Source organism: Kribbella sp. NPDC003557, from assembly GCF_040610805.1.
Lineage (GTDB): Bacteria > Actinomycetota > Actinomycetes > Propionibacteriales > Kribbellaceae > Kribbella.
The window spans coordinates 551,370-571,082 of record NZ_JBEXMY010000007.1; the positions used below are offsets into that span (position 1 = coordinate 551,370).

Consider the following 19,713-nt stretch of genomic DNA (forward strand, 5'->3'; position numbering starts at 1 on the left):
AGGAATCGTGTCGCCCTGGGTTAGCCCGCTGAGGCTGCCCGGTGCGGCAGGCGGGCGGTCACGCTGGCGGCATGGCAGTCACGGTTTCCTTGTCGTCCACATCCCTCGCCGTTGTGCCGGGGGAGACCGGCGGTTGCGACATCGACGTCACGAACACCGGCCGCTTGGTCGACCAGTTCTCGATCAGCCTGGTGGGCACGGGGGGTGAGTGGGTGACGGTCGAGCCCTCGACGGTCAACCTGATGCCGGGAACGACCGGTACGGCGTCGCTCACGTTCAACCCGCCGAAGTCCGCGGTGGTGCCGGCCGGGCGGCACGAGTTCGGGGTCCGGGTCCGGTCGCGGGAGGACCCGGAGGATTCGGCGGTCGCCGAGGGCGCCGTCGAGGTGGCGCCGTACCGCGAGACGCTCACCGAGTTGGTGCCGGGCAAGCGCCGGGCGCGCCGCCGGGCGAAGTTCCGGCTGGCGGTCGACAACCTCGGCAACAGCGAGACCACGGTGGCCATCGGGTTCCACGACCCGGACGACGAGCTGCGGCTGACCACTGCGCACCCCACGATCACCACCGCACCCGGTACGGCGACGATCGTGAAGCTGACCGCGGCGCCGCACCGCCGGTTCTGGCGTGGCCAGCCGAAGATGCTGCCGTTCGAGGTGATCGCCACCCCGGCCGACGGCGAAGCGATCAAGACCACCGGCGTGGTGCAGCAGGAGCAGTTGATGCCGAAGTGGCTGCTGCCCGCGATCGCCGCGGCCGCGGTGCTGGTGGTGGCCGCCATCGGCGCCTGGTACGCGCTGCTCAAGCCGGCGGTGAAATCGGTCGCCACCGAGCAGACCCAGCAGCAGGTCGCCCGCGCCGAGTCGGCGGCGTCGAAGGCGAGTACGGCGGCCGACAAGGCGACCGCGGCGGCGAGCGTGGCCCAGCAGGCCGCCGGGATCACGCCGACTCCGACACCAGGACCGAACGCCGGCTCGGCCAGACCCACGCCGGGCAGCACAGCGAGCGCCGCGCCCACACCAGGCGCGAGTGCGAAACCGAGCGCGAAACCGAGCGCGAAGCCGAGTGCGAAGCCGGCGCCGACCGGACCGGTGCCGTTGAGCTTCCGGATCGCGACCGAGGCCAAGGCGGTCACCGACGGATCCTTCCAGGCGTTCAAGTACGCCGCGCCGCCGAAGAAGACCGTCCGCATCTCCGACCTGGTGCTGCAGAACCCGCGCGGTGACTCGGGCATCCTGCGGATCATGATCGGCACGAACGTCGTCCTGGAAACCGGCCTGGCGAACTTCCGCGACCTGGACTACCACTACCTGCAGTCGCTGGCCGCGCCGCCGGGGCAGCCGGTCGCCGTGGCAGTGAACTGCACGGCGCCGGCTGCCGGGTCCGACCGGTGTACTCCGTCGGTCTCGTTCTCCGGCCAGCTGGTCTAGATGAGGCCTTCCTTCATCGCATAGGCGACCGCATGCGACCGGTTGCGCAGCTGGAAGCGGGTGGTGACGCCGTGCAGGACGTTCTTGACGGTGCGCGGCGAGTAGCTCAGCCGAGCGGCGATCTCGTCGGTGTCGTAGCCCTCGGCCACCAGTCTGAGGATCGCGGTCTCACGGGGCGAGAGACCAGCCAGACGCAGGCCGCGCGGTGTCAGTACGTCGTTCTGCATGTGTGAGACCTGTCGGAACAGCCGCGTGAGCAGGTCGGCCGGCAGCTCGGCCTCTCCGGCCGCGGCCCGCCGGATCAGGTCGGTCAGCCGGTCCGGCGTGACCTCGTGGCGGCGGATCAGCGCACAGACCCCGGCCTCGATGACCGCGATCAGGTCGGCGTCGTTGAGCGTGGCGACCACCAGGATGAGCTTGTCGACGCCGCGGTGGCGGAGCTCGGCGACAGCGTCGAGAGTGGCCTGGTCCGGCGTTTCCGCGGAGACGACGGCGACCACCTCACCGCCGAGCTGGTCGGCGTCGACGACGTGCAGGTCGGGCTGGAACCGGAGCTGGCTCTCCAGCCCGGCGCGGGAGATCGAATCGGTCGAGAACACGTGGACGGGGACGCGAAGGCCCATCATTCCTCCCCAGGACGTAGCGGTCCCACCACCATGCGTGACAACAGCCCGGGGCACCCTAGGGCGAATCCCTAGGGTCTCCCGAGGGACCCCGCCGGGCCGCCGGCCGGCGCGCCTAAACTCAGGCGGGTGACCCGGATCCTGCTTGTCACCGGCACCGATACCGGCGTCGGGAAGACCATCACCACCGCGGCCCTTGCTGTCCGGGCGACCGGTTCGGTTGCTGTTGTCAAGCCTGCGCAGACCGGGGTCGGGCCGGAGGAGCCGGGGGATCTCGACGACGTGCATCGGCTCAGTGGGCTGACCAAGTTGCACGAGGGGGTGCGGCTGCGGGATCCGTTGGCGCCGACGACCGCGGCCCGGCGGGAGGGGGTGCGGTTGCCGCCGGTGGTCGCGCACGCGCGGGCGATCGACGAGCTGGCCCGGACGAACGACACTGTGCTGGTCGAGGGCGCGGGCGGGATCCTCGTCGGGTTGGATGCTGAGGGCAACAACCTTGCGGACCTCGCCGGGCACCTGACGACACCGTTCGGTTTCGTGGTGGTGGCGCGGGCCGGGCTGGGGACGCTGAACCATGCCGGGCTGACCGTCGAGGCGTTGCGGTCCCGGGGCCTGCCGATCGAGGGGCTGGTGATCGGTTCGCTGCCCGAGGAGCCGGATCTCGCCGAGGAGTGCAACCTGGAGGACCTGCCGGCCACGACCGGGGTCCCGGTGCTCGGGCGGATCCCGGCCGGGGCGGGCGCGTTGAGCCAGGAGGAGTTCGTCGCGGCCGCGCCCGGATGGTTCGTGTGACGGGGTGTCCGGCGCGGTACGACGAGGAGCTCGGGTACTGGGTCGTCGACGATCCGGCGCTGGCGCGGGCGGTGATGCTCGATCCGCGCACGTTCCGCCCGGACAACGCCGTCCTCGCGCACACTCCGCTGTCGGTGAAGGCGTTGCGGGTGCTGTCCGGGGTGGGGTTCGCGCTGCCGCCGACGCTGGCGAACAACGCGGGGGAGTCGCACCGGCCGATCCGTGCCGCCGTCGCGCGGTTCTTCAGTCCGGCGCGGGTGGCGGCCGTCGAGCCGCTGACACGGGAGCTGAACGCGGTCCGAGTCGCGGCGGCAGCTGCTGAGCTCGCGGACGGGCGGGAGGTCGACCTGGTTCAGGCGATCGCGGCCGAGCCGCCGGCCCTCGTCGTACTGCGGTTGCTCGGCCTGACGGAGGTCGACGTACCGGCGTTGAAGGCGTGGAGCCTGGACTCGCTGGAGCTGTTCTGGGGCTGGCCGGACGAGGACCGGCAGTTGGAGTTGGCGCACAGCGCGGCGGAGTTCTATGCGTGGCTGCGGTCGCGTACGACGGCGGCGCGGCAGGCGCCGGGTGACGACCTGTTCGGCGCGCTGATCGGTTTGGGCCTGACCGACGAAGAGGTGTGTGCGGTCGGCTATTTCCTGCTGATCGCCGGCCAGGAAACCACCACCCAGCTCATCTCCACGGCCTTCCATCGCGTGGTCGGCAAGCTGGGTGATCCGGCGGAGACGGTCGAGGAGGTGCTGCGGGAGGCATCCTCTGTGCCCACCTGGCGGCGGGTTGCGGCTGAGGCGACGACGCTGGGTGGTGTGGAGGTGCCGGCGGGGGCGCCGGTGTTGCTCGGGTTGAGTGGGCATGGTGGGCCGGCGGATCTGGCGTTCGGGATCGGGATCCATCGCTGCCTCGGCGCCGGGCTGGCGCGGATGGAGGCTCGCGTGGCGCTGGAATGTGCAAGTGAGCTGTTGGCGGGTGTCCGGCCGGTCGAGGAGCCGCCGATGATCGAGCTGCTGTCGTTCCGGGCGCCGAAGCGTCTCCGGGTTGTAACGCGCGGTAACACCGAGGACAACTCGCGGGCCTAGCGTCACCTCTCGTGAGCTTCCCATCGCGCCGCCGGGTGCGGCTGTGGTTCGGACCGCATCAGATCGCCGACTACATCGGCGAACCGGCCGCGGCCGCCCGTCACGAGGCCGCGATGCGGCGTCGGTTCCCGGGTCTCGAGGTCACCAACGACCCGCTGCCGGTGGCCCGGCGTTCGCCGGATTACAGCCCTGCTGACCTGCACCGATAGGCTTTGCGCGTGGCCCACGAAATCCCGCAGCACGAGTTGGTCCTGGTCGTCGACTTCGGCGCGCAGTATGCGCAGCTGATCGCCCGCCGGGTGCGCGAGGCGAAGGTGTATTCCGAGATCGTGCCGCACTCGATGCCGGTCGAGGAGATGCTGGCCAAGCGGCCGAAGGCGATCATCCTGTCCGGCGGCCCGCAGTCGGTGTACGCCGAGGGCGCGCCGCGGGTCGAGTCCGGGCTGTTCGAGGCGGGCGTCGCGGCGTTCGGGATCTGCTACGGGTTCCAGGCGATGGCGCAGACGCTCGGCGGCGACGTCCGGCGGACCGGGCTGCGCGAGTTCGGCCGGACGCCGGTCACGGTGAGCGCCGCCGGCACGCTGCTGGCCGGCATCCCCGAGGACCTGAACGTGTGGATGTCGCACGGTGACGCGGTGCACGCGCCGCCGGCCGGTTTCGCGGTGCTCGCGGCGTCCGAGGGCGCGCCGGTGGCCGCGTTCGAGGACCTGGACCGGCGGCTCGCCGGCGTGCAGTGGCACCCGGAGGTCCTGCACTCGCAGGCCGGGCAGGCCGTGCTGGAGCACTTCCTGTACGACATCGCCGGCTGCAAGGGCGACTGGACGACGACCAACGTCGTCGACGAGCAGGTCGAGCTGATCCGGCAGCAGGTCGGCGACAAGCAGGTGCTGTGCGCGCTGTCCGGCGGTGTCGACTCCGCGGTCGCGGCGGCCCTGGTGCACAAGGCGATCGGTGACCAGCTGACGTGTGTGTACGTCGACCACGGCCTGCAGCGGGCCGGTGAGTCGGAGCAGATCGAGAAGGACTTCGTCGCCGCGACCGGGATCCGGCTGGAGGCGGTCGACGCCGAGGAGCAGTTCCTGACCGCGCTGGCCGGGGTGACGGACCCGGAGCAGAAGCGCAAGATCGTCGGCCGGGAGTTCATCCGCACGTTCGAGGCGACCGCGCGCAAGGTGGACGCTGAGCGGCATATCGAGTTTCTGGTCCAGGGCACGCTGTACCCGGACGTCGTCGAGTCCGGCGGCGGCGCGGGCGCGGCGAACATCAAGTCGCACCACAACGTCGGCGGCCTGCCGGACGACCTGCAGTTCAGCCTGATCGAGCCGCTGCGGACGCTGTTCAAGGACGAGGTCCGCGAGCTGGGCGTGGCGCTCGGCCTGCCGGAGACGATGGTCTACCGGCACCCGTTCCCGGGGCCCGGCCTGAGCATCCGGATCATCGGTGAGGTCACCCGCGAGCGGCTGGACATCCTCCGCGCCGCGGACCTGATCGCCCGCACCGAGCTCACCGCGGCCGGGCTCGACCGCGACATCTGGCAGTTCCCGGTGGTGCTGCTGGCCGACGTCCGGTCGGTCGGCGTCCAGGGCGACGGCCGGACGTACGGCCACCCGGTCGTCCTGCGCCCTGTCACCAGCGAGGACGCGATGACCGCGGACTGGGCCCGCCTGCCGTACGACGTGATCGAGAAGATCTCCACCCGGATCACCAACGAGGTCGACGAGGTCAACCGCGTCACCCTCGACGTCACCAGCAAGCCCCCGGGCACCATCGAGTGGGAGTGATGCGTCACAGCGAGTGACCCCCGGGGCTGTTACTGTCACGGAGTCGCTCGTAAAACCACAGCGGGCGACTTCCTCGGGGGAGGGGCTCGTGGTGTTTCGCGTTCATTTCGAGTGTGCGGATCTGGCGAGGACGACGATCGCGCAGCAGCCCGATCCGTTGTGGGAGGTCCTGCTGGGTCTCCACGTCCTGCAGACCGATGACGAGCCGGAGACGTTCGGCACCTGGCGGGAGCGGGCGAGGGCCCGGCTGAGCGCCGTGGAGCGAGATCTCCTCGCGCTCGCGCCACCGGTGGGGTACTCGCCGGACTTCCTGACTCCACGCGCGGCGAGCGAAGGGCTCGAGGCCGGACTGACCGCGGTCGCGGCGACGTCGCCCGGCCAGTTGAGGTCCGAGTTGACGCGGCTGTCCGACGCGGTCCGGCTGCCGGCCTGGACCCGGCGGCTCGCCGGCGGCGACTCGACGGTCATGTCGCGCGTCGTGCACGGGCTGCGGTCGTTCCACCGGACCAAGATCGCGCCGCAGATGCCGATGATCGTGAGCGCCGTCGAGCCGGTGGTGGCCAAGCACAACGACACGGTCGCCAACGAAGGGTTCGAGAAGCTGATCCCGCAGTTGCACGGGGCGCTGAGCTGGTCGGCGCCGGTGCTGTCGGTGGACCTGCCGCACGTGGACCGCGACCTGTACCTGGGTGGCCGCGGGCTCCGGCTGCTGCCGTCGTTCTTCTGCTGGAAGTACCCGATGATGCTGCTGGACCCGGCACTCCCGCCGGTGCTCGTCTACCCGGTCCGGAACGAATGGGCCCGGCCCCAGGTCGTCGTACGGCGACCTGATCGCGGGCGTGCCGTCGCGGATCTGATCGGGAAGACCAGAGCCCAGGTGCTCCTCGGGATCTCGGGCGGCGCGTGCTCGACGAGTGAGTTGGCGGCCCGGGTGGGGATCTCGAAGGCCTCGGCCAGCGAGCACGCCCGGGTGCTGCACGACACCGGGCTGGTCACCACGCACCGGGTCGGGAGCTCGGTGCGGCACATGCTCAACCAGGTCGGCGCGGACGTGCTGGCCGGAGCCAAGGGCTGAACGCGGAACCGGCGCCACCGGTCGGAGACCTGTGGCGCCGGTTCGGCCGCTGCGATCAGCGGGTCAGATTGACCGAGTTGATCGGCGTCAGGTTGTAGTTGGTGTAGACGTAGGCGCCGAGGTAGCTCGGGCAGTCCGTCCCGCCCGAGCCCTTGCACAGCCAGACACCCGCGCCGCCCGACTGGTTGTTGAACACGAAGTGGTTGCCGACCTGGTTGTACAGCTTGTGCGCGCCGTAGGCCCAGTACACGTTCGACGGCTGGCCGTTGTTCCAGCCCTTGTCCTGCGGGTAGATGCAGACCGCGCCGTACGGGCAACCCTGGTACGTGCCGCCGGCAACCGTCATGCCGGCAGCCTTCGTGACCGGCGCCTCGGAGGCCTGCGCCGCCGTGGCCCCCACCGTCAGCGTCAGCAGCGATCCAGCAGCGAGTCCGGCACCGGCGACGAGCTTGGTGATGTTCCGCATGATCTCCCTTTGATCTGCTCGCACCCCCGGGTGGGGCGCTGACATCAACCTTCGGCGTCCCGGCGCCGCGGCGCCCCTCCATTCGCGATCGCCCGAAAGGCCCGGTGGCCTCTTCGGCCTGCGCCGAAATGGGTTGAAGAGCTAGCGGGCCTGCTGCGTCTCGATACCGTCCAGCAGCCGGTCCAGGCCGTACCGGTACGAGTCGGCGGCGGCCTCCCGGGTGGAGGACTGGTAGCCGTCGGCGTGCCAGATCGCGGTCATCGCGGGGTGCCTGTCGACGTCGAAATACGTCTCCCACAGGTCGTTGCGCTCGTACCACCAGGCGTCGTTGGTCTGCCTGGTCGCGCGCTCGACGAGCCGGCTCTCCGCCTCGAGACTCGCCGCGGAGTCGACGTACGTCGTGATGGCGAGCGCGGCCGTGTTCGTCTCGAGTGCTCCTAGCCCGAGACCGAGCAACGCGGACAGCAGGTACTCGCGGCCGGCCAGCATGCCCGGGCCGACCGGCGGGCGGATCGTCGAGACCTGCGACAGCCACAGATGCCGCTGGAACATCGCGCGGGTCTGCTCGGAGTAGACCTCGACCTGCTCCCGCCAGTCCTCCGGCCGCGACTCACCCGGGCCCGGGAGGTCGCGCTCGCCGAGCACCTGGTCGACCATCAGATCGAGCAGCTCGTCCTTCGACGGCACGTACGTGTAGAGCGTCATCGTGCCGACGCCGAGCTCCTTCGCGAGCCCGCCCATCGACGCGGCCGCCAGGCCTTGGTCGTCCGCGAGCTGGATGCCGGCCCGGACGACGTCGTCCACGTTCAGCGAGGGACGCCGGCCCGCGCCGCGCTTCCTCGCCGTACCGTCGGCGGGCTCGTCGGCGGCCGGCTGGCGGTGGTTGCGCCACAGCAACGCCAGTGTCTTGTCCGGCTGCCCCTCGCCGCTCCGCCGCTCGCTCACGGGGCCTACGATAGGCGCTTCGGCAAATTCTCGTATACCCTACGAGAATTCGACTCGAGGGGAGATCCAGATGACCATCCTGGTGACGGGTGCGACCGCGAGTGTGGGGCGGCTGCTGGTCGACGAGCTGGTCGCGGCCGGTGCGCCGGTGCGGGCGCTGACCAACAAGCCGGCCCGGGCCGCGCTGCCGGACGGTGTGGAGGTCGCGCGCGGGTATCTCGGCAAGCCGGAGACGCTGCCCGCGGCGCTCGCGGGTGTCGACACCGTGTACCTGGCGCCGCTCCCGGCGTACGTCGACGACTTCGTCCGCTGTGCGCGCGACGCCGGTGTGCGCCGGGTCGTCGTGCTGTCGGGGGAGCCCGCGGAGTACGAGGCGCAAGGGGATCCGTCGACGTGGCACTACTACCGGATCGAGCGGGCGATCGAGGCGGGCGGCTTCGACTGGACGTTCCTGCGGCCCGGCCAGTTCATGAACAACACGCTCGACTGGGCTCCGTCGATCAAGGCCGACGGGATCGTGCGGGCGCCGTACGCCGGGGCCGTGCAGACGCCGATCGACCTCGGTGACATCGCCGCGGTGGCGCGGGTCGTGCTGCTGTCCTCGGCGTACGGCGGGCAGAAGATCACCATGAGCGGTCCGGACGGGATCACGCCGCCGGAACAGGTCGCCTGCATCGCCGAGGCGATCGGGCGGGAGGTGCGGTTCGAGGAACTGACGCCGGAGCAGTACCTGGCCGGTCTGGCGCCGGTGATCGGGCTCGAGACGGCGCAGTGGCTGCTCGACGGATTCCGGATGATGGCCGAGCATCCGATGAAGCCCGAGCCGGCTGTGTTCGACCTGACCGGCCGCGCGGGGACGACGTACCGCGAATGGGCGCAGGCGAACGCGGCCGCGTTCGGCTGACTGGCATGATCGCGGGTGTGAAGGACACTCTGCACGACTATCTCCGAAACGCCCGCGAAGCGATCGTCTGGAAGCTCGACGGACTCGGTGAGTACGACATCCGCCGGCCGCTGACGCCGACCGGGACCAACCTCCTCGGCCTGGTCAAGCACCTGACGATCGTCGAGGCCTGGTACTTCGGCAAGAGCTTCGACCGGCCGTTCCCCGAAGAGCTGACCTGGTGGGACGACGACGCCGAGCCGAACGTCGAGATGTGGGCCAGGGCCGACGAGACGCGCGCCGGGATCGTCGACCGGTACCGGCGCGCGTGTGCGCACGCGGACGCGACGATCGACGCGCTCGACCTGTCCGCGGTCGGGCACGTGCCGTGGTGGCGCAAGTCCTCGGTGACGCTGCACGGGATGCTCGTCCACGTCCTCGCCGAGACCTGCCGGCACGCGGGTCACGCCGACATCATCCGCGAGCAGGTGGACGGCGCGGCCGGAATGCGAGCGGACAACTCGAACCTGCCGGAGCAGGACGCGGAATGGTGGGCGAACTACCGCGCCCGCGTCGAGGAGGCCGCGCGGGCCGCCGTTTGACGCCGGGTGACGTGCGCTGTGATGTCTCAGGACATGGGTGACAGTTCTGCATCAGGACATCGGTGACACGCGATCTCTCAAGACATCGGTGACACTCATGGCCAACCACGGCATCTGCTCGGCCTGACCGGACGCGCTCGCTCAGCGGCCAGATGAGGACGTTCAGCCTGGGTGCTGATCGAGCCAGGTCTCAGGCCTCATGGCCAGGGGAGCAGGTTTGGATATCGCGTCGACGACGGGTTTCCAGGCTTTGTCTGGTACGTCCTCGGCGAACCAACCGAACCTGAGAAGGGTGGGATGCTCTCGGATGGCCGTCACATCATCACTGCTGAGCTTGACCATCCGGGACAGTTGGAGCTCTTGGAGCCTGGGTGCCGCCAGGATCGGGACGATCGAGGACAGACCCTTCATCGAGCCCAGTTCGACGCGGGTCAGCGATGGCAGCTGTGCAGTCGATGGGAGGGACCAGACACGTGGCAAGCCGTACAGGCTGAGCAGTTCCAGGGTCGCGAGTTGTGCTATCGGATCGAGGTCGCTCATGCCGCGGACTTGGTTGACGACGAGCACCCGCAGGGCGCGGCACCCCACGACTTGGCTGATGACGGCGCCAGACCCGCCGCGAATGTCCAAGAACTCCAAGTGTGGCAGTCGTGCCAGGAAGCCGGCCGGATGCTTGACCGCCCAAAGGGTCAGTCGCTTGGCAGGCCTGAGCCACTCGGCGTCAGAGTCGGTGAGCGTGGTGTGATCGATCCAGACGTCATCCTTGGACCGCCACCGGGCGACCTCGGCCGCAGCAGCACGTGACCCAGACACGGAAGGATCTTCCCAGACATCTTCGCAGACTGGTTTTCGGTCTGAGCAAGGCAGGCAAAACGACTCGCGGCGATCTCGCCCTGCACCATCAGCGGCAGTTCCGGGCATTCACTGTCGGCGGCAGATTCGTGCACTCACGTTGCTGATCAACTGGACTGCGGGCGGGCTGAGGAAGCGCACGGTGGCGCCGCGACCTGAGAGTTCAGGCATGATGCCCTCCATGGGAGTTCTCTTTGACTACTTCGCCGCCGACTCCGACGAACAGGCCGCGTCTGCCATCGATCGTCTCGGCGGCCCTGGCGCCGAGACTGCGCCAGATGCATCCGCTCAGGCATTCGACACGGTGTCGGTGAAAGGGATCGATCCGGTGGTCCAGATGGGAACGCTCGAGGCGTTGCTAACTGGGCGATCGTATGCCGAGATCGCTGCCGAGCATCGTAGTGGTACGCCTTTGGCGATCCATGACGGCGGGGAACGGGTTGTGCTGGCGCTGACCGACAGCCTGACGAACGCCCTTGCCGAAGCGAGCCCCGAACGGCTAGCCGAAGTCGCCGTGCCGTGGTCGCGGACGGACGAGTTCTGGGGAAGCGCTGATCCCGACATGCTGACGGGGTTTCTGCGTGATCTCGCAGGTGTGGCGGGCCGGGCGCAAGCCGGCAGTCAGCGGCTCTACTGCTGGATCTGCGTATAACAACGCCGCCTGGGCAGGCATACAGGGCGATTCGGCGCAGGTCAGATTACTCATCGGCATGAGCGCGGATTGCGGAGATGGGGATGTTCCAGTCCCGCTGAAAACAGGTAGCGGTGTGGGCCACGGTTCAACCCCCGTGTGGGATCTGCGGATCGCGAAGCTTCCTCTTCGGCCGCCAATACACCCCACAAGACCTTGCCGGCCACGACTGGACCACCGTCCAGGACCTCGCCGAAGACTGGGCCGCCACCTCCAAGAACCCCGATTTTCAGGCGTTCTCGACCATCTCGAGGAACTCGACTAGCTCCGGATCGCCCGAAATGCGGGGCCGCGCATCCGTGAGTACCCAACGCTTGATGTCCGCAGTGATGTCGATCGTGCCTGACCACCCGACGGTCAGCTCTCCGTTCAGCAGTTCGTCCCACCACCAGCGGAACAACTCCTGGGCGTGCAGATCCGCAGGGCCTGGCGGTTGAGCGTTCCACACATCGAGCCATTGGGTGAGAGGTACGGACGTCGTCGCGAGGAAACTGAGTACGACGCTCGCGTCGAGTGTCCGGGGGTACGACGCCAACGTGTCGGACCACCACGCCCGGCAGACCGCAAGCACCGCATCACGCTCATCGTCGGCCCACGTGGTCCAACACCCGGCCTCGACGAGGTGGCTCGCGATCAGCTCGTCGTGGACGTGCAGCTCGTCGTGGACGAGCAGAGCCATGATCCGCGGCGTCAGCTTCCGGTACAGGTTGACGTAGTCACCCCAGTGATCCGGCCCCTCGAACGCCGCTCTCGACAGCAGGTCTCTCGGAATCGCGTCGACCGGTCCCGCCAGAAGCACCGCATCTTCCTCGGCATAGCAGAAGCCGCAGTAGTCCCCCAGGTCCGCTTCGACCCCTGCGAGCACATCAGCCAGCCGAAGCAACGCTACGTCAACCGCAGTCACCCCGACATCATCCCTGAGCCCAGGAACGGCCGCGACTGTTCGGGTGCGACCTGCTTGACGAGCGCGAACCCGTCTCCCCGAACCTGAGGATTGTGCTTTCGCATCATCCTCATACCTCGTGTGATTGGTCGACCATGGCAGGACTCCAGGTCTACGGCGCCTGCGCCTGGTAGATGGCTGGCCTACCAACGTCCGCACATCGGATCCGGAAGGACATGCCTTGCACGCCGGGCCGAAGAAGTGTCACCACCAAGTGCCCCTGAAGCGTCACCGATGTCCTGATACAGATCCGTCACCGATGTCCTGAGACATGACACCGGGTGACGTGCGCCGTTTGACGCTCATGGGAACATGTGTTCGACTATGAGGCATGAGGTGGGCCGGGCAGCAGATCGATGCCGAGACTCCGGGGACGTTGCCGGGGCTCGGGTCGATCGCGGGGCTCGTCCGGTCGGTGACGACGCCGGAGTTCCAGGGCGTCACGTTCCATGAGGTGCTCGCCCACTCGGCGCTGAACTCGGTGCCCGGTTCGGCGTTGCCGTTCAACTGGACCGTCAATCCGTACCGCGGGTGCACGCACGCCTGCCGGTACTGCTTCGCCCGGCCGACGCACACGTACCTCGAGCTCGACACCGGCCGGGACTTCGACCAGCAGATCGTCGTGAAGACGAACGTGGCCGACGTCCTGCGCCGCGAGCTGGCCCGCCCGTCCTGGCGGCACGAGCGCGTTGCCCTGGGCACTAATACGGACCCGTACCAGCGGGCCGAGGGTCGCTACCGCCTGATGCCCGGCATCATCGACGCGCTCGCTTCCTCGGGTACGCCGTTCTCCATTCTCAGCAAAGGCACCCTGCTGCGCCGCGATCTCGGGCTGCTGGCCGAGGCTTCGGCGGATGTCTCGGTGGGCATCGGCATCTCGCTGGCGCTGGGCGACGAGGAGCTGCGCCGCCGCCTGGAGCCCGGCGTACCGTCCGTCCGCGGCCGCCTGGACCTCATCCGCGCCATCCGCGCCGCCGGCCTCCCGTGTGGCGTGATGGTCGCGCCCGTGCTCCCGTGGCTGACCGACTCCACCGACCAGCTGGACCAACTCCTGACCCAACTCGCCGAAGCAGGCGCCACCGGCGTCACCCCGCTGGTCCTGCACCTACGCCCCGGCGTCAAGGACTGGTTCATGCAATGGCTGTCCCACGACCATCCCAACCTGGTCAGTCGCTACGAATCCCTGTACGGCCACGGCGCCTACGCCTCCCCGAGCTACCGCAAAGCCTTCGAACAGAAGGTGCGCCCCCTCCTCGAAAAACACGGCTTCGCCGGCCCCTCCTCCCACCGCTCCGAACCAATCCGAGGCATGCACAACCCCAAGCCCTCCACCACCCCTTCCCAACAACGCTTGTTCTGAAGACCGAGCTGTTTACGGGAGGGTGAGGATCTGGGGGCCTTCGGGGGTGATGGCTACGGTGTGTTCGGCGTGGGCGCCTCGGGTGCCGTCGGCGGAGCGGAGGGTCCAGCCGTCGGGGTTGATGGTGTAGGTGGAGCCGGGGCCGGCCCAGAACCAGGGCTCGATCGCGAAGACGTGGCCGGCGTGGAGTTTGAGGCCGCGGCCGGGGCGGCCGCCGTTGGGGATGTGGGGTTCCTCGTGCATGCGCCGGCCGACGCCGTGGCCGCCGAAGTCCAGGTTGGTGCCGACGCCGGCGTTCTTCCCGACCTGCCCGATCGCGGCGCCGATGTCGCCGATCCGGTGGCCCTCCACGGCGGCGGCGATCCCGGCGGCCAGCGCCTCCTCGGTCGTCGCGATCAGCTCCAGGTCCTCGGCCCGCGGCGTACCCACGCAGAAGCTGATCGCCGAGTCCGCGCACCACCCGTCGACCGAGGCGCCGCAGTCCACGTTCAGCAGGTCGCCGTCGGCGAGCCGCAGGTCGGACGGCAGTCCGTGCAGGACGGCGTCGTTCACCGACGTACAGATCACGCCGCTGAACGGCGACGTCGCGAACCCGGGCTGGTACCCGTCGAACAGCGACACCGCCCCGGCGACCCGCAGGACGTCGCGCGCCACCTCGTCGAGCTCGCGCAGGGACACCCCGACCGCGGCCTCCTTCTTCACCGTCGCGAGCGCGGTGCCGACGACCCGCCCGGCCGCGCGCATCTGCTCGATCTGCGCCGGTGTCTTCAACTCGACCATGGTTCCTCCGGGATAGTTATACCGGTAGTCCTACCACAACGCTCTCTCAACCAATCAGCCCTGCACGGCGTCTTAGGCAACAACAACGGAGTTTGGGGGGCGGGGGATGGCGGTAAGACGACGCGCGGTGCTCGGAGGAGTACTCGCCGGCGCCGCGGCGGTGGCGACGAGCGGCTGTATCGCAGACACCTTCGCGAGCACGTCCGCCGGCCCTGCGACGACATCGAGTCCGGGCAAGCAACCGGGCGCGCAGCCGGAGCGGCTGACCGTGGTCGCGACGGGTGACGTCCTGTTGCACGAACGGCTGTGGACCACCGCGAAGCGCGACGGCAAGGACGGTCGCTGGGATTTCGCGCCGTTGATGAGCAGCGTGAAACCCCTGGTGCAGAAGGCGGATCTCGCCATCGCACACCTGGAGACGCCGCTCGCCCGCGCGGGTGGGCCATACCACGGATACCCGCTTTTCCAGGGCCCGCCGCAGATCGCCGCCGCGCTCAAGCAGACCGGGTACGACCTGTGTACGACCGCGAGCAACCACAGCTTCGACGGCGGCGCGGCCGGTGTCGACCGGACGCTCGACACATTGGACAAGGTGGGTCTCAAGCACGCCGGCACAGCGCGGTCGCGGGCAGAGGCCGAGCAGATCACGATCGTCGACGTGAATGGCGTGAAGGTCGCCTCGCTGAGTTTCACCTTTGGTTTCAACGGGTTGCCGTACCCCAACGGTGAGACCTGGCGGGCCGGCAAGATCAGCGCGAAGACGATCACGCTGAAGGCACAGGAAGCCCGCGACCGCGGCGCCGACCTCGTGCTGGTCAGCTGCCACTGGGGGACGGAGTACTCGAACAAGCTCAACGACCAGCAGCGCGAGATCGCTCCGCAACTGCTTGCCGACAGCAACATCGACCTGGTGATCGGGCACCACGCGCATGTCGTGCAGCCGATGGAGGAGATCGACGGCAAGTGGGTCGCGTACGGGCTGGGCAATCTGGTCGCCGCGCATCGCGAACCCAACAGCGCCAAGGCCGAAGGGCTGCTGGCGCGCTTCACGTTCACGCGTACCGGTGAGCGGTGGACGACCGAGGCCGAGTACGCGCCGCTGCTGATGACCGACGACCTGCCGGTGCGGGTCCTCGACGTACGGCGGGAGCTCGCGAAGGACACCGCGCGGCGGAGTCGGCTCGAGTTGGCGCAGCGGCGGACGACGGAGACCGTTACGGCACTGGGCGCGACGCCGAAAATGCTTTGAGCCATGGCGTTGTGGCGGTCTAGGGTCGATCGCATGATTACGTACTTCGTGATGGTCCGTCGTGCCCGCCTCCGGGCAGGCGAGGGGTGCCTGGGGATGGCATCCGCTCGATAATCGTTGGGCCCAACGGGTCGTGGACGCGGCCGGGATCACTCCCGGCGAACTCGTCCTCGACGTCGGGGCCGGCCTCGGCGCGCTGACCGCGCCGCTGGTCCGCGCCGGCGCCCGGGTGGTCGCCGTCGAACTCCATCCCGGTCGTGCCGATCGGTTGCGCCGGCGGTTCGCGGACGCGCCGGTCACGGTCGTCCGGGCCGATGCCGGTGACCTGCGGTTGCCGTCACGGCCGTTCCGGGTGGTGTCGAGCCCGCCGTACAACATCTCCACCTTGCTGCTGAAGCGCTTGCTGTCGCCGGGTTCCCGCCTGGTGTCGGCGGACCTGGTGCTGCAACGGCAGGTGGCGAACCGGTGGGCTCGCGGAGACGCGCCCGGGGCGAACCGTTGGTACCGCCACTACGACCCGTCGATCGGCCTCCGCCTTCCCCGCAAGGCTTTCACCCCACCGCCCCATGTCGATTCAGCAGTCCTCGTACTGCGCAAACGCTAGAACTCGAGACCGAAACGTGTGGGCTGGGACCTGGAATAGCAGGTCCCAGCCCGCCACGTCGGGTCTCCGGTTGCTCTTACCCGTGCCAGGAGTTCCAGAGGGCGGCGTAGGAGCCTTGGCGGGCTACCAACTCTTCGTGGCTGCCCAGTTCCGAGATGCGGCCGTCTTCGACTACGGCGACTCGGTCGGCGTCGTGGGCGGTGTAGAGGCGGTGGGCGATCGCGATGACGGTCCGGCCTTCCAGTACGGCGGCCAGCGAGCGCTCCATGTGGCGCGCCGCGCGGGGGTCGATCAGCGACGTCGCCTCGTCGAGCACCAACGTGTGCGGGTCCGCCAGCACCAGTCGCGCCAGCGCCAGCTGCTGTGCCTGGGCGGGCGTCAACGCCAGCTGCCCCGAACCGACCCTGGTGTCCAGACCGTCCGGCAGCGCCTCGGCCCACTCCCGTGCGTCCACTGCACCAAGCGCGTCGAGCAGCTCCGCGTCGGTTGCCGACGGGCGCGCCATCGACAGGTTGTCCCGCAGCGTGCCGACGAAGACGTGGTGCTCCTGCGTGACCAGCGCGACCTGCTTGCGCAGCTCGTCCAGCGGCAGCTCCGTCATCCCGACCCCGCCGACCGTCACCGAACCGGTCCGCGGCGGATGGATGCCCGCGACCAGCCGGCCCAGCGTCGACTTGCCGGCACCGGACGGTCCGACCATCGCGATCCGCTCGCCCGGCTGGATCGTCAGATCGACACCGTGCAGTACGTCGCGACCGTCGACGTACGAGAACCGCACGTCCCGGGCCTCGACCAGCTCACCGGCAGGCTCCTGCCCAGACGGCGTCCGATCGTCCGGCACGTCGCTGATGCCGAGCAGCCGAGCAAACGCGGCGCCGCCGGACTGCAGCTCGTCCAGCCAGGACAGCAGCCGGTCGACCGGGTCGATCAGCTGGTTCACGTACAGCACGGCGGCCGTCACGGCGCCGAGTGACGCGTGGCCGTTGAGGTGCATCCAGCCACCGAACAGCAGCGTCCCGACGACCGGCACGAGATACCCGAGCTCGGCAGCCGGGAAGTACACGGTGCGCAGGAACAGCGTGTACCGCTCCGCCAGGTAACTCCCACGGATGTCCGCGTCGCCGCGCCGCACGCGATCGTCGTACCGCCGGAGGGCTTCGACCGTGCGCGCGCCTTCGACCGTCTCGGCGAGCGAGCTGGTCATCTGCGCGTACGCCGCGTTCTCCCGGAGGTAGCCGTCCTTGGCGCGGCGGAGGTACCACTTCGTGCTCAGCCAGAGCAGCGGGACCATCGCGACCAGCGGCACCAGCACCCAGACACCGACCAGCGCCGTCGCGACCACGGTGAACACCACGGTCACGAACGCGATGATCGTCTCCGGTACGGCGAAGCGCACCGTGCGGGACAGCGTGTCGACGTCCCGCGACGTCCGCGACAGCAGGTCGCCGGTGCCGGCCCGCTCGACGGTGCCGATCGGGAGCGCGAGCGCGTTGTCGACGAACTCCTCCCGCAGCTCGGCCAGCACCTGCTCGCCGAGCGCGAACGACCGGTACCGCGCCCAGCGGGTGAGCAGCGACTGCGCGACGATGAACCCGGCGATCACGGCGATCACCAAGTTCACCCTGGCGGCGGTGGTGCCGTTCTGCACGTCCTCGACCAGGTCGCCGATCAGCCGCGGCGCGGCGAGCCCGGTGACCGCCGCCAGCCCGTGCAGGCCGAGCGCGACCAGCAGGGCGCGCGGATGCCGCCGAGCCAGCCGCCGGGCGTGCCGGCGGATCTCGGCCGACCCGGCCACGGGCAGGATCTGCCTCATCGGACGGCCTCCTCTTCGGTCTGACGGGTGACGGTACGGCGGTACTGCGGGGTGGTCTCGAGCAGCTCGCGGTGCTTGCCGGTGGCAACCACTCGGCCGGCGGCGACGAAGATCACCTCGTCGACGCGGTCCAGCAGCAGCGGGCTCGCGGTCAGCACCACGGTGCTGCGCCCGGACCGGTGCTCGCGCAGCCGCTCCGCGATCCGCGCCTCCGTGTGCGCGTCCACGGCCGAGGTCGGCTCGACCAGCACCAGCACTGACGGGTCGGCGAGCAGCGCGCGCACCAGCACCAGCCGCTGCCGCTGACCACCGGAGAACGAGCGGCCCTTCTCCTCCACCTCGGAGTCGAGCCCGTCGGTCAGCGCTACCAGCACGTCCTCAGCGGACGCCGTACGCATCGCGGCCATCAGCTCGTCGTCAGTGCACCGGCCTGATGGGTCCAGCTCGGTGCGCAGCGTTCCGGTGAACAGCTGGGAGCCTGTGTCGCTGACCAGGATCCGCTCGCGGATGTCCGCACGTGTCGCGCTCGCCAGCGTCACGCCGCCGTACCTGACCTCGCTGGCGTCGTCATACCGACCCAGGCGGTCCGCGAGCCGGCCGTAGGTGTCCGGCTCCGCGCTGACGACCGCGGTCAGCAGACCGTCACGGGCACGGATGCCTGAGACCGGATCGACCAGGTCGCCGTGGTCCGGCAGTCGCACCGCAGTGTCCGGCTCGGTGATCTCGGTCTCGAGCTTCAGCACACGGATCACCCGGCCCGCCGCGACCAGTCCGCGCATCAGCTGGTTCGCGAACTCGGTCGCCGTCCGCAGGGGCAGCACCAGGAACGTCGCATAGCCGTAGAAGGCGACCAGCGAGCCCGCGCTGAGGTCTCCTCGCAGCGCGAAATGCGCACCGAGGCCGACCACCAGCACGACGAAGATGCCCGGCAGCAGCACCTGGGCCGCGTCGAGCACGGACTGGATGCCGGCGACGCGCACACCCGCCTGCCGGACCTGCTGGGACTCGCTGCGATAGCGCCTGGAGAAGGACTCCTCACCGCCGATGCCGCGCAGCACCCGCAGACCCGCCACGATGTCGGAGCCGAGCGAGTTCAGCTCGCCGACCGCCTCGCGTTGCGCGGACTGCCGTTTGTGCAGCGGCCGGAGCATCGGACCGAGGCAGAACAGCATGATCGGCACGCCGATCAGCACCACCAGGCCGAGCACGGTCGACGACGACAGCAGGATCGACGCGACCACGACGAACGCGACGATCGCGCCCGCGAACCGGGCCGAGATCTCCATCAGGTTGCCGATGTAGGACAGGTCGCCGGCGCCGATGCTGACCACCTCACCGGTGGCCAGCTGCTTGGGCAGCGTCGCGCCGAGGTCGGCCGACTTCCGCGTCACCACCTGGACCGTCCGGTACGCCGCGGTCAGCCAGTTGGTGACCGCGAACCGGTGCCGCATGATGCCTGCCGTCGCCTGCACCACGCCGACCGCGAACAGCAGCGCGGTCCAGCGCAGCAGCCGCTCGCCGTCCTGCGCCGCGATGCCCTCGTCGATCGCCCGGCCGAGGATCGCCGGGATGAAGGCCTGGGCCGCCATCCACAGGATGCCGAACGCCATCCCGCCGGCGAGCGTGCGTGCCTGACCGCCCGCGACCCACCACAGGTAGCGGGCCGGCGAGCGATGGTTCGGGACGCCGGGATCGGCGAGCGGAAGTTGTCTCATGGCCCACTCAGGCTAGGTGTCGCCTCGGACAGTTCG

General features: G+C 69.5%; 20 protein-coding genes. 12 read left to right on the forward strand and 8 right to left on the reverse strand.

The window, feature by feature from the left end:
* Nucleotides 1-71: 71 nt before the first annotated feature.
* A complete protein-coding gene (locus ABZW60_RS31000; protein WP_355482781.1) occupies nt 72-1,427 on the forward strand; it encodes a hypothetical protein in 1,356 nt (451 codons plus the stop codon).
* Here ABZW60_RS31000 and ABZW60_RS31005 read toward each other — a convergent pair.
* Nucleotides 1,424-2,050, reverse strand: coding sequence for a response regulator transcription factor (locus ABZW60_RS31005; RefSeq protein ID WP_355482783.1), 627 nt, complete (start codon nt 2,048-2,050; stop codon nt 1,424-1,426). The two genes, ABZW60_RS31000 and ABZW60_RS31005, sit on opposite strands and share 4 nt — an antisense overlap.
* 129 nt (nt 2,051-2,179) lie before the next feature.
* On the opposite strand from ABZW60_RS31005, the gene bioD reads away from it, so the two are divergent.
* The 5 genes from bioD to ABZW60_RS31030 all read left to right on the forward strand — a co-directional run bounded on the left by bioD (nt 2,180) and on the right by ABZW60_RS31030 (nt 6,774).
* A complete protein-coding gene (bioD, locus tag ABZW60_RS31010; RefSeq protein WP_355482785.1) occupies nt 2,180-2,842 on the forward strand; it encodes a dethiobiotin synthase in 663 nt (220 codons plus the stop codon).
* Entirely contained in the window at nt 2,839-3,918 is a 1,080-nt protein-coding gene (locus ABZW60_RS31015; protein ID WP_355482787.1) for a hypothetical protein, read from the forward strand. Before bioD ends, ABZW60_RS31015 begins: the two co-directional genes overlap by 4 nt.
* 11 nt (nt 3,919-3,929) lie before the next feature.
* Nucleotides 3,930-4,127: a hypothetical protein gene (locus ABZW60_RS31020; RefSeq protein WP_355482789.1), complete on the forward strand. Its 198-nt coding sequence runs from the start codon at nt 3,930-3,932 to the stop codon at nt 4,125-4,127.
* A gap of 21 nt (nt 4,128-4,148) precedes the next feature.
* Nucleotides 4,149-5,699: a glutamine-hydrolyzing GMP synthase gene (gene guaA, locus ABZW60_RS31025; protein WP_355483016.1), complete on the forward strand. Its 1,551-nt coding sequence runs from the start codon at nt 4,149-4,151 to the stop codon at nt 5,697-5,699.
* Nucleotides 5,700-5,787: 88 nt separating this feature from the next.
* Nucleotides 5,788-6,774 (forward strand): winged helix-turn-helix domain-containing protein, encoded by a 987-nt coding sequence (locus tag ABZW60_RS31030; protein WP_355482791.1) that lies wholly within the window; start codon nt 5,788-5,790, stop codon nt 6,772-6,774.
* A gap of 55 nt (nt 6,775-6,829) precedes the next feature.
* Here ABZW60_RS31030 and ABZW60_RS31035 read toward each other — a convergent pair whose 3' ends face one another.
* Nucleotides 6,830-7,240, reverse strand: coding sequence for a hypothetical protein (locus tag ABZW60_RS31035; RefSeq protein WP_355482793.1), 411 nt, complete (start codon nt 7,238-7,240; stop codon nt 6,830-6,832).
* 141 nt (nt 7,241-7,381) lie between these two features.
* Nucleotides 7,382-8,185, reverse strand: a complete 804-nt coding sequence (locus tag ABZW60_RS31040; RefSeq protein WP_355482795.1) for a TetR/AcrR family transcriptional regulator — start codon at nt 8,183-8,185, stop codon at nt 7,382-7,384.
* A 70-nt stretch (nt 8,186-8,255) separates the two neighbouring features.
* Here ABZW60_RS31040 and ABZW60_RS31045 point away from each other — a divergent pair, with 70 nt between their 5' ends.
* Nucleotides 8,256-9,089, forward strand: a complete 834-nt coding sequence (locus ABZW60_RS31045; RefSeq protein ID WP_355482797.1) for an NAD(P)H-binding protein — start codon at nt 8,256-8,258, stop codon at nt 9,087-9,089.
* Between the two features lie 17 nt (nt 9,090-9,106).
* On the forward strand, nt 9,107-9,670 hold the full coding sequence (locus ABZW60_RS31050) for a DinB family protein (RefSeq protein ID WP_355482799.1): 564 nt from the start codon (nt 9,107-9,109) through the stop codon (nt 9,668-9,670).
* Nucleotides 9,671-9,832: 162 nt separating this feature from the next.
* Here ABZW60_RS31050 and ABZW60_RS31055 read toward each other — a convergent pair whose 3' ends face one another.
* Nucleotides 9,833-10,483 carry a hypothetical protein gene (locus tag ABZW60_RS31055; RefSeq protein WP_355482801.1) on the reverse strand — a complete coding sequence of 217 codons (651 nt, stop codon included), beginning with the start codon at nt 10,481-10,483 and terminating at the stop codon, nt 9,833-9,835.
* Nucleotides 10,484-10,691: 208 nt separating this feature from the next.
* Here ABZW60_RS31055 and ABZW60_RS31060 point away from each other — a divergent pair, with 208 nt between their 5' ends.
* Entirely contained in the window at nt 10,692-11,174 is a 483-nt protein-coding gene (locus tag ABZW60_RS31060) for a hypothetical protein (protein ID WP_355482802.1), read from the forward strand.
* A 268-nt stretch (nt 11,175-11,442) separates the two neighbouring features.
* Here ABZW60_RS31060 and ABZW60_RS31065 read toward each other — a convergent pair whose 3' ends face one another.
* Nucleotides 11,443-12,117 (reverse strand): hypothetical protein, encoded by a 675-nt coding sequence (locus ABZW60_RS31065; protein WP_355482804.1) that lies wholly within the window; start codon nt 12,115-12,117, stop codon nt 11,443-11,445.
* 370 nt (nt 12,118-12,487) lie between these two features.
* Between ABZW60_RS31065 and ABZW60_RS31070 the strand changes: the two genes are divergently transcribed.
* Nucleotides 12,488-13,516: an Rv2578c family radical SAM protein gene (locus ABZW60_RS31070; RefSeq protein WP_355482805.1), complete on the forward strand. Its 1,029-nt coding sequence runs from the start codon at nt 12,488-12,490 to the stop codon at nt 13,514-13,516.
* Between the two features lie 12 nt (nt 13,517-13,528).
* Here ABZW60_RS31070 and map read toward each other — a convergent pair whose 3' ends face one another.
* A complete protein-coding gene (gene map, locus ABZW60_RS31075) occupies nt 13,529-14,296 on the reverse strand; it encodes a type I methionyl aminopeptidase (protein ID WP_355482807.1) in 768 nt (255 codons plus the stop codon).
* Between the two features lie 106 nt (nt 14,297-14,402).
* Between map and ABZW60_RS31080 the strand changes: the two genes are divergently transcribed.
* Both ABZW60_RS31080 and ABZW60_RS31085 read left to right on the forward strand, forming a co-directional pair.
* On the forward strand, nt 14,403-15,545 hold the full coding sequence (locus ABZW60_RS31080; protein ID WP_355482809.1) for a CapA family protein: 1,143 nt from the start codon (nt 14,403-14,405) through the stop codon (nt 15,543-15,545).
* 61 nt (nt 15,546-15,606) lie between these two features.
* Nucleotides 15,607-16,149 carry an rRNA adenine N(6)-methyltransferase family protein gene (locus tag ABZW60_RS31085; protein ID WP_355482811.1) on the forward strand — a complete coding sequence of 181 codons (543 nt, stop codon included), beginning with the start codon at nt 15,607-15,609 and terminating at the stop codon, nt 16,147-16,149.
* A 76-nt stretch (nt 16,150-16,225) separates the two neighbouring features.
* On the opposite strand, the gene ABZW60_RS31090 is transcribed toward ABZW60_RS31085, so the two are convergent.
* Together ABZW60_RS31090 and ABZW60_RS31095 are read right to left on the reverse strand one after the other, a co-directional pair.
* Nucleotides 16,226-17,962 (reverse strand): ABC transporter ATP-binding protein, encoded by a 1,737-nt coding sequence (locus tag ABZW60_RS31090; protein WP_355482813.1) that lies wholly within the window; start codon nt 17,960-17,962, stop codon nt 16,226-16,228.
* Nucleotides 17,959-19,677 (reverse strand): ABC transporter ATP-binding protein, encoded by a 1,719-nt coding sequence (locus ABZW60_RS31095; protein ID WP_355482815.1) that lies wholly within the window; start codon nt 19,675-19,677, stop codon nt 17,959-17,961. The genes ABZW60_RS31090 and ABZW60_RS31095 overlap by 4 nt, the downstream gene beginning before the upstream one ends.
* Nucleotides 19,678-19,713 lie beyond the last annotated feature (36 nt).

Bases quoted from the DNA above. Each gene is read 5' to 3' on its own strand.
- ABZW60_RS31095 (WP_355482815.1), bottom strand. From the start codon at position 19,677: ATGAGACAACTTCCGCTCGCCGATCCCGGCGTCCCGAACCATCGCTCG.
- ABZW60_RS31060 (WP_355482802.1), top strand. From the start codon at position 10,692: ATGATGCCCTCCATGGGAGTTCTCTTTGACTACTTCGCCGCCGACTCC.
- ABZW60_RS31000 (WP_355482781.1), top strand. From the start codon at position 72: ATGGCAGTCACGGTTTCCTTGTCGTCCACATCCCTCGCCGTTGTGCCG.
- ABZW60_RS31080 (WP_355482809.1), top strand. From the start codon at position 14,403: ATGGCGGTAAGACGACGCGCGGTGCTCGGAGGAGTACTCGCCGGCGCC.
- ABZW60_RS31005 (WP_355482783.1), bottom strand. From the start codon at position 2,050: ATGGGCCTTCGCGTCCCCGTCCACGTGTTCTCGACCGATTCGATCTCC.
- ABZW60_RS31035 (WP_355482793.1), bottom strand. From the start codon at position 7,240: ATGCGGAACATCACCAAGCTCGTCGCCGGTGCCGGACTCGCTGCTGGA.
- ABZW60_RS31070 (WP_355482805.1), top strand. From the start codon at position 12,488: ATGAGGTGGGCCGGGCAGCAGATCGATGCCGAGACTCCGGGGACGTTG.
- map (WP_355482807.1), bottom strand. From the start codon at position 14,296: ATGGTCGAGTTGAAGACACCGGCGCAGATCGAGCAGATGCGCGCGGCC.
- ABZW60_RS31090 (WP_355482813.1), bottom strand. From the start codon at position 17,962: ATGAGGCAGATCCTGCCCGTGGCCGGGTCGGCCGAGATCCGCCGGCAC.
- ABZW60_RS31045 (WP_355482797.1), top strand. From the start codon at position 8,256: ATGACCATCCTGGTGACGGGTGCGACCGCGAGTGTGGGGCGGCTGCTG.